At 59.2% G+C, this 15,348-nt stretch carries 11 protein-coding genes; 1 reads left to right on the top strand and 10 read right to left on the bottom strand.

The window, feature by feature from the left end:
* Positions 1-108: 108 nt before the first annotated feature.
* The 6 genes from GTQ55_RS00145 to GTQ55_RS00120 all read right to left on the bottom strand — a co-directional run bounded on the left by GTQ55_RS00145 (position 109) and on the right by GTQ55_RS00120 (position 7,005).
* Complete coding sequence (locus GTQ55_RS00145; RefSeq protein ID WP_161856878.1) at positions 109-870, bottom strand: DeoR/GlpR family DNA-binding transcription regulator; 762 nt, start codon at positions 868-870, stop codon at positions 109-111.
* Positions 871-954: 84 nt separating this feature from the next.
* A complete protein-coding gene (locus GTQ55_RS00140) occupies positions 955-2,163 on the bottom strand; it encodes a dihydrolipoamide acetyltransferase family protein (protein ID WP_161856877.1) in 1,209 nt (402 codons plus the stop codon).
* Positions 2,160-3,197 carry an alpha-ketoacid dehydrogenase subunit beta gene (locus tag GTQ55_RS00135; protein ID WP_161856876.1) on the bottom strand — a complete coding sequence of 346 codons (1,038 nt, stop codon included), beginning with the start codon at positions 3,195-3,197 and terminating at the stop codon, positions 2,160-2,162. The genes GTQ55_RS00140 and GTQ55_RS00135 overlap by 4 nt, the downstream gene beginning before the upstream one ends.
* A complete protein-coding gene (gene pdhA, locus GTQ55_RS00130; protein WP_161856875.1) occupies positions 3,194-4,303 on the bottom strand; it encodes a pyruvate dehydrogenase (acetyl-transferring) E1 component subunit alpha in 1,110 nt (369 codons plus the stop codon). The genes GTQ55_RS00135 and pdhA overlap by 4 nt, the downstream gene beginning before the upstream one ends.
* A gap of 425 nt (positions 4,304-4,728) precedes the next feature.
* Entirely contained in the window at positions 4,729-6,099 is a 1,371-nt protein-coding gene (gene glmU, locus GTQ55_RS00125) for a bifunctional UDP-N-acetylglucosamine diphosphorylase/glucosamine-1-phosphate N-acetyltransferase GlmU (RefSeq protein WP_161856874.1), read from the bottom strand.
* 93 nt (positions 6,100-6,192) lie between these two features.
* Complete coding sequence (locus tag GTQ55_RS00120; protein WP_161856873.1) at positions 6,193-7,005, bottom strand: formate/nitrite transporter family protein; 813 nt, start codon at positions 7,003-7,005, stop codon at positions 6,193-6,195.
* 283 nt (positions 7,006-7,288) lie between these two features.
* Here GTQ55_RS00120 and GTQ55_RS00115 point away from each other — a divergent pair, with 283 nt between their 5' ends.
* Entirely contained in the window at positions 7,289-10,615 is a 3,327-nt protein-coding gene (locus GTQ55_RS00115; RefSeq protein ID WP_237567752.1) for an amidohydrolase family protein, read from the top strand.
* A gap of 74 nt (positions 10,616-10,689) precedes the next feature.
* On the opposite strand, the gene GTQ55_RS00110 is transcribed toward GTQ55_RS00115, so the two are convergent.
* The 4 genes from GTQ55_RS00110 to GTQ55_RS00095 form a co-directional block, all read right to left on the bottom strand.
* The gene (locus GTQ55_RS00110) at positions 10,690-12,171 is read right to left on the bottom strand and encodes a tetratricopeptide repeat protein (RefSeq protein ID WP_161856872.1); all 1,482 of its coding nucleotides are present in this window, start codon (positions 12,169-12,171) and stop codon (positions 10,690-10,692) included.
* A 4-nt stretch (positions 12,172-12,175) separates the two neighbouring features.
* Complete coding sequence (locus tag GTQ55_RS00105; protein ID WP_161856871.1) at positions 12,176-13,198, bottom strand: patatin-like phospholipase family protein; 1,023 nt, start codon at positions 13,196-13,198, stop codon at positions 12,176-12,178.
* A 42-nt stretch (positions 13,199-13,240) separates the two neighbouring features.
* Positions 13,241-14,782 (bottom strand): tetratricopeptide repeat protein, encoded by a 1,542-nt coding sequence (locus GTQ55_RS00100; RefSeq protein ID WP_161856870.1) that lies wholly within the window; start codon positions 14,780-14,782, stop codon positions 13,241-13,243.
* A gap of 121 nt (positions 14,783-14,903) precedes the next feature.
* A complete protein-coding gene (locus GTQ55_RS00095) occupies positions 14,904-15,323 on the bottom strand; it encodes a F0F1 ATP synthase subunit epsilon (RefSeq protein WP_161856869.1) in 420 nt (139 codons plus the stop codon).
* Between the last annotated feature and the right edge of the window lie 25 nt (positions 15,324-15,348).

The raw sequence follows: 15,348 nt of genomic DNA, 5'->3' as shown, positions 1-15,348 counted from the left end.
TCTCTACCTCGGTATTTTTTTGGTTCCGCGCCACTGGCTTGGCGCAGTGGCGGCGACGCTGCCGCCTTTTCATCATGTTTCAGAGTGTTTAATGCACTCTGCTTTTCGTTAATTCACATCTGCACAGATGACTCGCAGACCTCTGCTTTCCAGCTGCGCGCAAACACTGTCTTCGATGCCGCTATCGGTCACCAGAGTGCCGAACATGTCCCAACTCAGTTCCAGGTTCGGGATTCTTCTACCCACCTTGCTGGACTCCGCCATCACCACCACTTCACGGGCCACATCGGCCATCACTCTGGAGAGACCAATCTGTTCGTTGAAGGTGCAGGTGCCCCGTTCGAGGTCGATGCCGTCGGCGCCGATAAACGCCTGATCGAAGTCGTAGCCGCGGAGGACCTGCTCGGCGACCTGGCCCTGGAAGGCTTCGAAGTGAGGATCCCAGGTGCCGCCGGTCATCAGCAGGGTGGGCTCGTTTTCCAGCTCCCGCAGCTGGTTAGCGACGTGCAGGGAGTTGGTCATGACGACGAGGCCGCGCTTGTGGTTCAGTTCGGGGATCAGGCCGGTGGTGGTGCGGCCGTAGTCGATGACGATGCGGTTGTGGTCACGGATGAGCTCGGCGGCAGCGCGGCCGATGGCGCGTTTGGTCTGGGACAGAGGGTCTTCGGCTACCAGCTCCCGCGGCAAAGGAATGGCGCCGCCGTGGCGACGCAGCAGCAAGCCACTGACTTCCATCGCGGCCAGATCCTTTCGGATCGTAACTTCCGAGGTTTCGAACTGGCGCGCCAATTCTTCGACGGTGGCTTCGCCGGCTTCGTTGATCTGGCTCAGTATCTGATGGCGGCGTTGCTGGGTGTTGCGCTTGGACATGCTGGCTTAAGTTTCGATTCGTAAGATAAGCATAGCAAAATGAAAGCAATGTTCACACCCTGAATTTGTCGTGCAGCTTGTTGGTCAGCCCTTCAAGCTATCTTTCAGGGCCTTGAGGAATCTCGCCAGTTCGCCACCGGTCACCGCACGGTGGTCGGCCGTAATCGAGAGAGGTAGCAGTTTGCGCACCCGGGCTTTGCCCTTGTGGGGCAGTACCGCCTTGTGGCTGCGGCCGGCGCCGACAATACAAACCAGCGGTGGTACCACCACCGGCGTGGCGAAGCGGCCGGCGAGGCTGCCGAAATTGGAGAGGTGGATGGTGGCTCCCTGCAGGTCTTTTTGTGGGATGGCACCGTCGGCAGCCTGTTGCTTGAAGCGGGCGATGGTTTCCAGCAGCACCTCTTCGCACTGCGCGCCCACATCCTGCAGCACCGGGACAAACAGCCCCTTTGGCGCGTCCACCGCAAGGCCCACGTTCACCGGGGTTTTGGGCACCAGCACTTCGTTGTCGAAATGGGCATTGAGATTCGGTTCTTCACTGGCAGCGTGGGCGATGGCCTTGAGCAGGCGCAGGGTGGCCGACGTCCCCTTCGGCCAGTCGGAGATATCCACCTCGTCGAACAGGGTCATCGGGCAGACCTGGTCGCGGGCACGATTCATGGCAATGGTCATGGCGCGGCGCGCGGGACTGGATTCCGAAGAGGAATTTGCGGTGCTTTCAAAGACGTCGATTTCCGGACTTTTTGCCGCGCTATCGCTGCCGATCGCCGTCTTTTCCGTCCACCTGGGGATGGTTTCACCGCGAGCCGCGGCGCGCACTTCCGCTTCGGTAAACCGTGCGCCGGCCGGATGCAGGTTTTCCAGGTCGACGCCGAGACGACGGGCGAGGGCGCGCACGGCGGGGGTGGCGTTGCGCGGGCGACTGGTGACCGGGCGCTGCTCTACCGCCAGCGCCTCAGAACCCTGCTCGATTTTGCCGACGACGGTGCCGGAATCCGCGGGCTGCGCTTGCTCCCCGGTCTTGTTCTTAGTCTCGTTGTCGGCTGCACCACCGGTTTCCTCGCCGACAAAGCCAACCAGTGGCTGGCCCGTTTCCAGGGTGTCGCCTTCGGCGGCGTAGCGCTTTTCCACGGTGCCGGAAAAGGGCGAGGGCACTTCCACCAGCGCCTTGGCGGTTTCCACGGTGACCAGGGCCTGGTCGGCGCTGACGCTGTCGCCTTCCTGCACATGCCATTCGCGGATGACCGCGTCGGGCAGGCCCTCACCCAGATCCGGGAGTTTAAAAATCTTCATTGGCCGCCCTCCCGCCCGGGATCGCGGACATAATCCAGCGCGGCGCGCGCACCGGCCAAAATGCGCTCGACGCCCGGCAGATAGGTGTTCTCCAGCTGGTAGTAGGGCATTACCGTGTCATACCCGGTGACACGCTGTACCGGCGCATCCAGCAGATCAAAAGCGTATTCCTGGATCTGAGCGGCGATTTCCGCACCCAGGCCGCCGAAGCGCGCGGCTTCGTGTACCACCACGCAGCGGCGGGTCTTCTCCAGGGAGTCGATAATGCTGTGGATATCCAGCGGCTTCAGCGTGGCGGGGTCGATGACTTCGGCCTCGATGCCGTGTGACGCCAGCAGGTCGGCGGCTGCGAGGGTTTCTTTTACGCTGGCGCCCCACGCAATCAGGGTCAGATCAGTGCCTTCGCGCAGTACAAAGGCGCTGTCCAGTGGCAGGGCTTCACCGTTGTCGGGGACCGGTTGTCTGGCGGCGCGGTAAATACGTTTGGGTTCCAGGAACAGTACCGGATCGGGATCGGCAATGGCGGCCAGCAACAGACCGTAGGCCCGCGCCGGGGAGGAGGGCACCACCACACGCAGACCGGGAATATGCGCGAACAGGGCCTCGGTGCTCTCGCTGTGGTGCTCCGGCGCGTGAATACCGCCACCATAGGGTGCGCGGTAGACAATCGGGCAACTGAGACGGCCGCGGGTGCGGTTGCGCATGCGCGCGGCGTGGCTGAGGATATGGTCGAGCCCGGGGTAGATAAACCCCATGAACTGGAACTCCGCCACCGGCTTCAAACCCTGGGTAGCCATGCCCACCGCGATGCCGGCAATCATGGTTTCCGCCAGCGGCGTATCCAGTACCCGGTCAGCGCCGAAGGTTTTCTGCAACCCGTCGGTTGCCCGAAATACGCCGCCGTTCGCGCCAATATCCTGCCCGAAAACCACCACTTCCGGGTCGTTTTTCAGTGCATAGGCCAGCGCCTGGGTGACCGCTTCCACCAGGGTAATGGGCCTGTGTTCCTGCGCTGTTTGCGCCTGCTCACTCATTCGCGTTCTGCCCCCGCCTGCTCGTCCCGCAACTGGTCATACTGTTCGTAGAACGCGGCCGGCAGCTGGGCATAAAGGTGATCGAAGATCGCCGTGGCCGGTTCTGGGGTGCGGGATTCCCAGTTGTTCAACGCCGATTCCATAACCTGCGCCAGCTCCCGCTCCATATCCTGCTGTTTGGCGTCACTCCACAGGTCTTGTGCGCGCAGATAGGAATCCAGGCGCTTTATCGGCTCCCACTGCCACGCCTGCTCCAGCTCTTGGGCACTGCGGTAGCGGCTGGCGTCGTCGGCGGTGGTGTGGTCGCACAGGCGGTAGCTGAGCGCCTCGATCAGTGCCGGGCCCTCCCCGCTCCGCGCCCGCTGCATAGCGTCGCGCACCGCCCACGCCACGGCGACAATATCGTTGCCGTCCACCTGCAGCGCCGGGATGCCGGCGGCGATGGCTTTCTGAGCGATGGTCTGCGTGGCGGTCTGGGCTATTCGTGACACCGAGATGGCCCACTGGTTGTTGTTTACCACAAACACCATTGGCAGCTTCCACACCCCGGCGAGGTTCATGGCCTCGTAGAAATCACCCTTGGAAGTCGCGCCCTCGCCGGAGCTGGCGACGGCCACCTGCAGCGGCTGGTTGCTCTGCTGGTGGCGGTATTTGAGCGCAAAGGCAACGCCGGCAGCGTGCAGCATCTGGGTGGCGATGGGAACACAGATGGGCAGATCCTTGCGCGGGTGCTGGAAGTTCTGCCCGCGTTCGTCGCCGCCCCAGTTGGCGAGAATTTCTTCGATAAGTACGCCGCGCTCAAGGAACGCGCCGGTTTCCCGGTAGTAAGGACAGTAGATGTCTTCCGCCATCAGGGCGTTGCCGGTGGCGATGCCGATGGCTTCCTGGCCGAGGGTGGAGGGGTAGGTGCCGAGGCGGCCGGTACGCTGCAGTTTGACCGCGCGATCGTCCACCATCCGGGCCAGTTGCATCTGGCGGAGGCAGTAGGTGAGCCAGTCGGGGGTGGCAAAGTCGGGCAGCGGCTGTGTCGCCTGCCCCTGTTTGTCCAGGAACTGGAGATGGGCGATATCGAAGGAAGTCTGGAGCTGCAGGCGGGGTTTGTGCATCGGCTAGGTTCCTTGGATTCCGATGCTTTTATTGTAGTTGGGGGTTCTTTGGTGGCGGGAAGTTATGGGGTCCGTTTTATCTTGGTTCAGTGGCGGCAAATCACCGGGTATGGGGTTTCGGAACCGCTGTGAATACATCCCTGTACGCTGCGTCAGCGACATCCCTGTCGCTGACGCTTCCGAAACCCCATACCCGGCGCTTTACCTTCGCTTCAAGGCATACGCTTTGTTAGCTGACCAAGAAAGTCCTTACGAAGTACTTTGGGTTTGGATGAAGGTGGAGTGCGGGGTGCGGCTTTTCAGGAGCGTCGCAAACAGGATGTTTGCGCCGCAGCGCCCAGGGATGGGTTCACAGCGGTCCTGAAAAACCGCACCCAGTGATCCACCGCCACCGGGTCAGCTTCAGAGCATCCGGGCCACGGAGCTCAGGACTTTTTCGTAGGCCGCTGCCAACCACCGATATTGCGCTGTTTGCCACGGGCTACTGCCAGTTCGTCAGCACTCACTTCGCGAGTAATGGTGGAGCCGGCACCGATGGTCGCGCCGGCGCCGATTTCTACCGGGGCCACCAGGGCGGAGTTGGAGCCAATAAAGGCGCCATTGCCGATGACGGTTTTGGACTTGTTCACGCCATCGTAGTTACAGGTGATGGTGCCGGCGCCAATATTGACGCCTTCGCCGACTTCCGCATCACCGATATAGGACAGGTGATTCACCTTGCTGCCGAGGCCGATCTTCGCTTTCTTGGTCTCGACGAAGTTACCAACTTTGGCGCCATTGGCCAGTTCGGTACCCGGGCGCAGGCGGGCGAAGGGGCCGATGGTGCAGGCCTCACCCACCACGGCGTCTTCGATAATGGTATTGGCCTCTACGACGGTACCGGCGGCCAGCTGGCAGTTTTTCAGCAGGCAGTTGGGGCCGACCTGGACCTTGTCACCGAGGCTGACCTGGCCTTCAAAGATGCAGTTGATGTCGATGGACACATCGCTGCCGCAGATGAGGGAACCGCGCACGTCGATGCGCACCGGATCCAGCAGGGTGACGCCGGCGGCCATCAGGGCGCTGGCGGTGTCAGCCTGCAGCGCGCGCTCCAGCTCCGCCTGTTGTGCACGGCTGTTTACGCCGGCCACTTCATTGGGATCGTCGGCGATCACGCCGGTAACTGCGATGTTCTCGCTGACCGAGCGCGCGATCACGTCGGTAAGGTAGTACTCACCCTGGGCGTTGTCGCTGGAGAGTTCCGGCAGCCATTGGGTCAGCAGGTTGGCGGGGGCGGCGAGGATACCGGTGTTGATCTCGGTGACCTTCAGGGTCTCGGCGTCGGCGTCTTTCTGCTCGACGATGGCCTGCACCTGACCAGCACCGTCGCGCACGATGCGCCCATAACCAGAGGGGTCATCCATCACCACCGACAGCAGGGCCGGGCCACTTGCGGAGGCTTTCAGCAGGCTCTGCAAGGTGGCAGTTTTCACCAGCGGCACGTCGCCGTAGAGCACCAGCACGGTGGCGCCCTCGCGGAAGTTCGGGATCGCCTGCGCCACCGCGTGGCCGGTACCCAGCTGCTCGGTCTGCTCCACAAACTGCACGCCGCTACTGGCAAAGCGCTCACGCACCAGTTCGGCGCCATGACCAATCACCACGGTGGTCTGCACGTCACCGTTACCCCCCAGTGCTTGGGCCGCATCTATCACCCGACCGAGCATGGGCACACCGCCGATCGGATGCAGGACTTTTGGCAGGTCAGAGCGCATGCGGGTGCCTTTGCCGGCGGCGAGGATGACGACATCGATGGTCATGGTAATTCCAGTTCACTGAGTAAAAATCGGCGGCAATTGTGAGCGGCCGGGCTACAAATCTCAACCCGCAGTCAAAACCTGACGAAGAATACTTCAATCGTGACCAGTGGCCACATAGCTGTATTTGACGAAGCCCACAAAAATCGAACCGCCGATGGTGTTCCCGATGGTGGCTACGATGAGAAAAAGCAGGCCATTCACATAGGAGATCCCCGAACTCTCACTCAGCAGTGCGCAAAAGATACCAACGGCGCCGGCAATGCAGTGCGCGAGCCCGCCGAGGCCAATGACAAACGTAATCAGGGCTATCACGGCCATGCGGCTGATCGTTTCGGCGGACGAGGCCACCATCCAGCCCAGCAGCCCCATCAGCCAACCGGCAAAAATAGCGCCCACAAACTGTCCGCTAATGTTGTCACCAAGCAATTTTTTCGCGTAGTACGCGAAAACACCGCCATCGAGACGGTCGGTCATATCGACAAATTGCACAAACAGGATGCTGAAAAGCAGCGCCCCCAACATATTCCCGCTGTATATCAGCGCCCACACCCGCATCAGGCCCGGTATTTTTTGCCTGCCGCTTAGCACCGGCAATATCGCCAGGGTCGTGTGTTCGGTAAACAGGTCGGAACGGCCGATGATCACCAGCATAAAACCGATGGGATAGCTGAGCGCCATCAGCATATACATCGTGCGCTGGTCATTTTCGGCACTGAAATGGCTGTAGAAAGCCGCCATCAGAAACAGGCTGAAACCGATTTCCAGGCCTGCCGCGAGCGAGGACAGAAACAGGGAGTGGTTGTTGCGGCGATATTCGTGCAGGCTATCCTGCATCTGCTCCTGCAGGATTTCACTGTCACTTTTGGGGCGATCTGACTCCGCTCCCGAATGCTTTTTATGGCTCATATGCCAAGGCCCAACCGCCGACGATAGCAGCAAGTCTAGACCCCCGCCGAACTGCAAACCTGGCCAAAGCCGTACTTTGTGTGTGGATACTTTGCGTGTGGGGCTATTCCTGCACGGGTGATTGTCCCGCATCCCCGCCATATCCCGAACTTTCTGCCATTCGGCGCAGTTTTATTGCCTTTTGGTTACTTTCCAGTAATTTGACCGGATTATTTCCCTGAACGGCCACGCTGTATCCGGGCGCGGTCGGCTTAACACCCAATCTCCAGTAACCCGGGAGCCAATGATGATAAAAACCAAAGTCAGCAAACTCGCGCGCCTGATCGGCAGCGCGGGCTTCGCACTGACACTGCCCTTCGCCGCGCAGGCGGAAGACGCCAAGGAAGCGGACAAGTGGGACGTAAACAAGCCGCCCTACGAGTTCAAATCCATCCCCCTGGATACCCGGGAGACAACCTGGAGCAACCTGGATATCAGCCCCGATGGCAAAACCATCATTTTCGACATGCTGGGCGATATCTATGAAATGCCGGTGGACGGCGGCGAAGCCAGGGCGATTACCAGCGAGATCGCGTGGAACACCCAGCCGCGATTCAGCCCGGATGGCAAATCCGTTGTCTTCGTGAGCGACCGAGATGGCGCGGACAATATCTGGATTATGGACCGCAATGGCGGCAACCTGCGCCAATTGACCACCGAGAAGGAAAACCTGGTACACGCCCCCAATTTCAGCCCGGACGGCCAGTACCTGGTAGCGCGCAAAGGCTTTATGAGTGGCCGCAGCCTTCCCGCCGGGGAAATCTGGATGTACCACTACGGCGGCGGTGAAGGGCGCCAGATCAAGGCCCGCATCGGCGGCGACATTGCGCAGAAGAATATTTCCGACGCGGTCTTCTCCCCGGACGGTCGCTACATCTATTACGCCATCGACACTACTCCTGGCACGGTATGGGAGTACAACAAGAATTCCACCCAGCAGATCTTTGCGATCAACCGCTACGACCTGCAGGACGGCAAAGAAGAGACCTTCGTCTCTGGCCCCGGCGGCTCCATCGCCCCGGTACCTTCGCCGGACGGAGAGATGCTGGCCTTTATCCGCCGCCAGGACGACCAGACCTCGCTGTTCGTCAAGGATCTGAAAAGTGGCCTGGAAACACCGATCTATTCCGGACTCGAGCGGGACCTGCAGGAAACCTTCGGCTCCCACGGCAACTACGTACAGTACGACTGGATGCCGGACAGCCAATCGGTGATCGTGTGGAGCGGCGGCAAGTTCCTGCGCATCAATGCCGATGGCAGCAGCCAGGATCAGGGTGCGCGGGAAATTGTTGCCCATATCAAGACCGACAAGAAGGTGGCCGATGCGGTGCGCTTCCCGGTAGATGTGGCCCCGGAACAGTTCGATGTGAAGATGATCCGCTGGGCGCAAAAATCTCCGAATGGCGAGCAGATCGCATTCCAGGCCCTGGGCAAAATCTACATTCAGGACGTCGACAGCGGCGAACGTCGCCGACTGACCCGCCAGGACGAACACTTCGAGTTCTACCCGAGCTGGTCGCGCGATGGCAAGCAGATCACCTACGTCACCTGGGATGACGAAGCGCTTGGCCAGGTACGCGTGGTTTCCGCCCGCAACGGCCGCGGGGATACCATCACCAGCGAACCCGGCCTGTATGTAGAGCCCAGTTTCTCCCCGGACGGCGAGACCGTAGCCTTCCGCCGCTTCACCGGAGGTTACCTGCTGAGCCCGGAATATTCGCTCGAACCGGGCATCTATCTGGCAGACGCGGACGGCGACTGGCAGCGCCGTATCAGCAAGTCCGGTTATGAGCCGCACTTCGGCGCCGACAGTGACCGTATTTACTTTTCCGAGTACGTCTACGGTGACGGCGGCAAACGTGTATTCAAGAGTGTCGATGCCAACGGCAAAGACGAGCGCGAGCACCTGCATGGAGCGGAGATCACCTCGTTCCGCCTGTCCCCGGACAGCCGCTGGGTTGCATTTACCCAGGACTTCAAAGCCTACGCCGCACCGTTTATGCACACCGGCAAATCCGAATCCATCGGGCCCAACGCAACTGCGGTGAAGGTCACCCAGGTGTCTGCGCGCGCCGGCGAGAACCTGCACTGGTCCGCCGACAGCCAGACCCTTGGCTGGGCACATGGCCCGAAGCTGTATGAGCGTGAACTGAAAGACGCCTTCGATTTCATCGCCGGCGCCCCGGAACAGATGCCGGCACCGGTGAGCGACGGCATCGACCTCAGCTTCAAGCAGCCATTCGCCAACAGCAACAAGCTGGTCGCCCTCACCGGTGGTACCGTGGTCACCATGCGCGATGCGGAAACGTCACAGGAAGTCATCGACAATGGTGTGGTGCTATTCCGCGGCAACCGTATTGTCGCCGTGGGTGCGCCCAGTGAGGTGGAAATCCCGGCCGGTACGCAGCGTATCGACGTCACCGGCAAGACCGTCCTGCCGGGCCTGGTGGATGCTCACGCACACGGTGCACAGGGTCGCGAGGAAATCATCCCGCAACAGAACTGGAACCTGTATTCGAGCCTCGCGTTTGGCGTGACCACCATTCACGATCCATCCAACGACAGCAGCGAGATTTTTTCCGCGGCAGAAATGCAGAAGGCCGACATCATCAACGGCCCGCGCATCTTCTCCACCGGTACCATTCTGTACGGTGCCAAGGGACCCGGCTACCGCGCCAAGATCAACAGCCTCGAAGATGCGGAGTTCCACGTTGGCCGCCTGAAGGAGATGGGTGCCATTTCCGTGAAGAGCTACAACCAGCCCAGAAGGGAGCAGCGCCAGCAGGTATTGGAAGCCGGTCGCAAGCTCGGCATGATGGTGGTGCCGGAAGGCGGCGGCAAGTACCAGCACAACATGAACATGATTGTGGACGGCCACACCGGTGTCGAACACTCACTGCCCATCGCCAACATCTACTCCGATGTCGAGCAGATGTGGGGCCAGACCAGTGTCGGCTACACCCCGACCTTCGTGGTGGCCTACGGCGGCCTTTCCGGCGAGTACTACTGGTACGACCGCACCGAAGTGTGGAAAAACGAGCGCCTGACCAGCTTTACTCCGGACTTTATCGTCAATCCGCGCTCCATCCGTCGCCCCACCGCGCCGGATCATCACTACAACCACGTGGATGTGGCCCATCACGCCAAGCAATTGCGCGATAAAGGCGTCACCGTGCACATCGGTGCACACGGCCAGCGCGAGGGCCTCGGCGCCCACTGGGAAATGTGGATGATGGAGCAGGGCGGTTTCACTCCCTGGGAAGCTTTCCGCGCAGGCACCATCGACGGTGCCCGCTACCTGGGCATGGACCAGGACCTCGGCAGTCTTGAGCCGGGCAAGCTGGCAGACATCATCGTGGTGGACGGCAACCCGCTGGAGAACCTGCGTCTGTCCGAGAAGGTGGCGTACACGGTGATCAACGGCAAGGTGTTCGATGCGGCCACCATGAACGAGGTGAACGGCGACGAGCGACTGGCATTCTTCCATGAACGCCTGCCGGTCAGCGCCATGCCCACACCCACCGCCGAAGCCATTCAGGAGAAACAGCAGCGTCACCACTGGGTGCACTGATTTTTCTCACCGTTTCGGAAAAAACAAAGCCCGCGGTTTTTCCGCGGGCTTTTTTGTTGGTGGCAGTGTGGAATTCAGTCCTGCTGTTCCAGCAGGCTTTCGGCACGGGAGCGAAGTTCTTCTGAGTGACTCCACGCAGCCACCCGCTCCAGATATTCCCGGGCCAGCGCATTTTTACCCAGGTGTGCGAGATAGAAACCGATGGTGGCGTTCAGATTCAGGTGATTGGGTTCCTGTTGGTAGGTGCTCAGCATGACCTGCAATGCTTCGTCACTTTTGCCCTTTAGCTGGTAGGCGCTCCACAGGCTGCGGTAACCCGGTAGGTAGTCCGGCCCCATCTGCACGGCAATTTTCCCGTACTTTATGGCGGCCTCGTAGTAGTCATCACTCCATTCCCGGGTCACGGTGAGCGCCTGCAGTCTCAGTAAGTAATACCGGGCGAGGTTGGCGGCGGTGAGGTGGCTGATCTGACCGTACTCACCGACCTCCTCCGCTACCTTTTCAGCCAGCTTGTATTTTTTATTGCCCGCTTCGATCACCGCCATGGCGGTCAGGTTCTCCTGCCACCCGAGTCCATGCTGTTCGCTCTGTTTCAGGTATTCCATGGCCAAGTCCGGTTTACCGAAGTCCACCGCTTCGTCCGCGAGCAAGAAAAGCTGTTCATTTTTGTTCAGCTCGCGGCGGGGAATCGAGTAGGTGTATTCGGGAATAACCAGCTTGTAACGGTGGATATCGTCGCGCATGTACGCGCGAATCTCCGTTTCCATTTCTCTGGTCGACCTGCCGAAGTGCTCCTCGAAAATTTCAAATACGTTTTCTCCGGCGGCCACCGCCTGCAAATAGCTTGTAGTCGCCGCGCGATAGTCCGGGTGGCCGGCGTTGTAGCCCAGCTGCAGGTAATGGGTGAGTAGCCAGGCGCTGGCGTAGTAGTTGTTCCAGTAGCGGCTGTTGTCTGCTCCATTTTGTGGCGCGAGCGGGGGAGGGGAGAGTAACTGTGCAATGGTAAGAGGCTCATCCTCTGCCCACGCGCTCAGTCGCCACTCCGGCAGGCCGCCGACCAGCACGTGCTTTTTGCGCAGTTCCGCACTGGCCAGTAGCTCGGCAAAACCCTCGGCGTACCAGCGCGGATAGGTCATGCCGCTGCGCTCGCGCATCAGATGATGCACGTATTCGTGAAAGATCAGTCCGGAACCGGAGATCCCATGGTCACTATCCCGTGAGAATATGATCGGGCCTTCCCAGGTTTCCCGGTACAGTCCCGCAATTTTTTGGTCGCCCGTAAAACCTTCAAGTTCGCGGGAGTCACGGAAATGAAAAACTCGCAGTTTTTTGTTTTCGGGAGATTGTTCCAGCCCTGTGAACGAGAATGCGGTCCGACGGAAGCGCTCAAGATCACGCATCAGCTGGCTTACCCGGCGCTCTGGTACATCGGAATACACGGTAAAATTTTCCGACTGGTATTCATACCAGTCGGCGGCACTGGCACAGGTAGTTGCCAGGGAAAACATACCCAGCAAGCCCTTGAACAGAATGCGCCAGCGCCGAGATAGAGTCATACCGTTATCCGCGTGCAACCATATCTTCGATCCAGGTGCGCAAGCGCCGGGCCTCTTTTTCCCCGAGCTCGATCGCCTCTGCGGCGCGCGCATATTCATTACCACCGATAGCACCGACTTTCGGCAAGATCAGTACGTCCGGGGGAGATCCCATCATGCGGACTCGCTTGTGGCGGCGCTCGAGGATCTCCATGGCCTGGCGCATGGTGTCAAACATGCCGGGGGGCGTAGCCCTTGCTTCGCGCCGATGGCGCAGGTGATTGATGTGCTCGCGCCCCTGTTCAACCAATCGTGAGAATCCGGTGGCAACACCGTGGGTCTCCACCTCGTTTTGCCGATAGTGCCCGGAGTCCGCGAGTGTTATTTCTTCCGACTCCGCCTCCAGGATCGGCTCGTCTGCCGCTGAAGACGTTTCGCTGATTACGCTGCGTACTTCCCCTTGCTCGCGATCAAGGCGCGGGGCGCTATCTTCGGTCACATCGATGGCTATTACGGTGGTCGCCCCCATCGCCCGGCAGACATCCACGGGCACCGGGTTTACCACTGCGCCATCGACGAGCCAGCGCCCAGACAGGGATTTCGGTGACAGCAAACCGGGAATCGAACAAGAGGCGCTGACGGCGTTTTGCAGGTTACCCTTCTGCAACCAGATTTCCTGACCGCTATGCAGGTCCGTAGCGACCGCGGTAAAGGGGAGGGGAAGCTCTTCGATATTTTCCAATTCCAGTTCTTCAAAGAATGCGCGAAAGGGTTTCGTGCCACCAATCACGCCACCGCCAAGCGTCCAGTTTATGTCGAGCAGCGAGAATACTTTCCAGTTGTCCAGTTTCCGTGCCCATGCCTCGAGTCTATCGAGCTCTCCAGCCGCATACGCTGCTCCGACAAATGCGCCCATCGAAGTACCGGCGATCACATGTGGACGGATCCCCATTTCACCGAGAACCCTGAGCACGCCAATGTGGGCGAAGCCCTTGGCTGCTCCGCTGCCCAGCGCCAGGCCGATACGTGATTCGCTCGTGGGTTTCATGCTAATAGCGCTCTCCTTGAAGCGGACTACAGGTTAGCAAGTTTAGCTGTTCGTCCTTGGGGTTAACTTATTGGCACCGGTAGCTTCAGCTTTCCCTTCCTGAAATCGTGCAAGCAGGCTTTTCGCGCGCGCACGATCCCGTCCAGGATGTGACCACGCCAGTACACGTTTCAGAAACGGGGCCGCGAGGTCCAGGCGGTTGGCTTCGGCCAGGTAAAAACCTATTTCCTTATTGATGTACAGGCTGTCCGGATTGAGTTGGAACGCACTCATCATGGTTTTTAGTGCCGTCACCGGTTTGTGCGGGTCTTTTTGGGCGCGCCAAAGCAGACGGTGTGCATCTATGGATTCCGGGTTGATGCTAATCGCAGCCTGCGCCAAGTGTGCTGCACGATCTCGCAGATCCCCGTCATGACGACCTTCCTTCCCAAGTTCATCGAACACATCCATATGATAGTGGGCGAGATGCAGGCCAGTGCGGTAATCATTGATAGGGTGTTGCCCTGCAACCGGGTCGATCCCCAGATTACTCACGATTGTTTGTGCCTTATTTAGTGATTCGGGAGTCTGTCGATGGTTTTGCAGAACCGCGACAAATATTAGCGCGGGCCGCCAGTCCGGCTTCAGCTCCAGGGCTTCATCAAGATACTCGAGGGACAGGCTTTCATTGCCGACTTCGAATGCTTTTTCTGCCAGCAAGTAAAATCGCTCATGCGCGGGAAGCTCCCGCTGACGAATCGGTTTTTCATAAGGGGGGCTAAGAAAGCTTGTTCCACGAATTCGACCCCGTCGGTACTTTTTGAGTTCCGCCTCCATTTCCTCGATGGAAATTCCGAAGTGTTCCTCAAATACCGCTTTGGGATCACCGCCCTGATGAAGCGCTATCAGGTAGTTTTGAGTTTGTTTGTGGTAAGACGGCTTATCGGAGAGCGCGCCCAATTGCAGATAGTGGGTAAATAGCCATGCAGTGGCGTAAAAACTGTTCCAATAATTGCCACTATCGTTGTCATATTCCGGCTCAAGTAGCTCGTCCACCTTCAATGGTCCCTTGAAAGCACTCCCATTGAATACGGGTCGCCGCCATTCCGGCACCAGACCTAACGAAATACGTTCATCATTCAACGTCGCACTGGCGAGCAACTCTGCGAAACCTTCCGAGTACCACATCGGATAGATCACACTGCTCCGAGAGCGCATCAGGTGATGGATATACTCGTGGAACATCACGCCATTACCGGGAATGCGCCAGCTGCTTCCTTTTTGGGAAAAAATTAGTGGGCCCTCCCAGGTTTCTTTGTAAAACCCAGCAACTCGCCACTCCTGGGTAAAATCTTGAAATTCCGAGGAGCTGTTAAAGTGGAAAACCTTTAGTCGACGACTCTCAGGTGTGTCAGGAAGGCCGGTAAAGAGCAGTGCTGCGGCCCGAAAGCGCTCCATGTCCCGCAACAGCGCTAAAGCAGACTTCTCTCTTACATCTGAATACACCGTAAAGTTATCGGAGCTGTATTCATACCAGTCGCGGGCAGTCGTAATCGAGGACTGGATGAAAAGTAATGCGAGGCAGACAAGGCAGCTAGGCTTCATTTGGGCATCCTTTTCTTCTTTTGTTGTCAGCCCATTTAAGCGCCATCCGCTAACTACTGGCAAATTTTAGGCACAAAAAAAGCAGCCGAAGCTGCTTTCTATGACCTGCAAAAGAGCAGATTTACTTGCCTGCGGCCCTGCGGATCGCCTGCATGGTGCGCAGACGGGCTTCGGCTTCGGCGAGTTGTGCGGAGATACGGGCGTAGTCGATATCAGCCGGAGCGCTGCGCAGGGCGTGTTCCGCCTCTTCGCGCGCCTTTTTAGCGGCCTCTTCGTCGATTTCGCGCTCGGCGAGATCGGCGAGGATGGTGACCATGTTCGGCTGGATTTCGGCATAGCCACCGCTAAGGAACAGCACCTCTTCATCACCACTGTCTTTGATGATGCGTACCGGGCCGGGCTTGAGGGCGGTGAGCAGCTGTGCGTGACCGTAGGAGATACCGATTTCTCCCTCCACGCCGCTGACAACCACCATCTTCACCAGACCGGAGAAGAGGGATTCCTCTGCGCTAACAATGTCGCAATGTACTGTCATAGCCATAAGGCTACCTCATTCTCAGCTGTTT

The organism is Microbulbifer hydrolyticus (assembly GCF_009931115.1).
In the GTDB taxonomy this organism is placed as follows: Bacteria; Pseudomonadota; Gammaproteobacteria; order Pseudomonadales; family Cellvibrionaceae; genus Microbulbifer; species Microbulbifer hydrolyticus.
The sequence above is the reverse complement of the archived record's forward strand: the minus strand, read 5'-3'. Positions and strand labels throughout refer to the sequence as shown.

Bases quoted from the DNA above. Each gene is read 5' to 3' on its own strand.
- GTQ55_RS00145 (WP_161856878.1), bottom strand. From the start codon at position 870: ATGTCCAAGCGCAACACCCAGCAACGCCGCCATCAGATACTGAGCCAG.
- GTQ55_RS00140 (WP_161856877.1), bottom strand. From the start codon at position 2,163: ATGAAGATTTTTAAACTCCCGGATCTGGGTGAGGGCCTGCCCGACGCG.
- GTQ55_RS00135 (WP_161856876.1), bottom strand. From the start codon at position 3,197: ATGAGTGAGCAGGCGCAAACAGCGCAGGAACACAGGCCCATTACCCTG.
- pdhA (WP_161856875.1), bottom strand. From the start codon at position 4,303: ATGCACAAACCCCGCCTGCAGCTCCAGACTTCCTTCGATATCGCCCAT.
- glmU (WP_161856874.1), bottom strand. From the start codon at position 6,099: ATGACCATCGATGTCGTCATCCTCGCCGCCGGCAAAGGCACCCGCATG.
- GTQ55_RS00120 (WP_161856873.1), bottom strand. From the start codon at position 7,005: ATGAGCCATAAAAAGCATTCGGGAGCGGAGTCAGATCGCCCCAAAAGT.
- GTQ55_RS00115 (WP_237567752.1), top strand. From the start codon at position 7,289: ATGATGATAAAAACCAAAGTCAGCAAACTCGCGCGCCTGATCGGCAGC.
- GTQ55_RS00110 (WP_161856872.1), bottom strand. From the start codon at position 12,171: ATGACTCTATCTCGGCGCTGGCGCATTCTGTTCAAGGGCTTGCTGGGT.
- GTQ55_RS00105 (WP_161856871.1), bottom strand. From the start codon at position 13,198: ATGAAACCCACGAGCGAATCACGTATCGGCCTGGCGCTGGGCAGCGGA.
- GTQ55_RS00100 (WP_161856870.1), bottom strand. From the start codon at position 14,782: ATGAAGCCTAGCTGCCTTGTCTGCCTCGCATTACTTTTCATCCAGTCC.
- GTQ55_RS00095 (WP_161856869.1), bottom strand. From the start codon at position 15,323: ATGGCTATGACAGTACATTGCGACATTGTTAGCGCAGAGGAATCCCTC.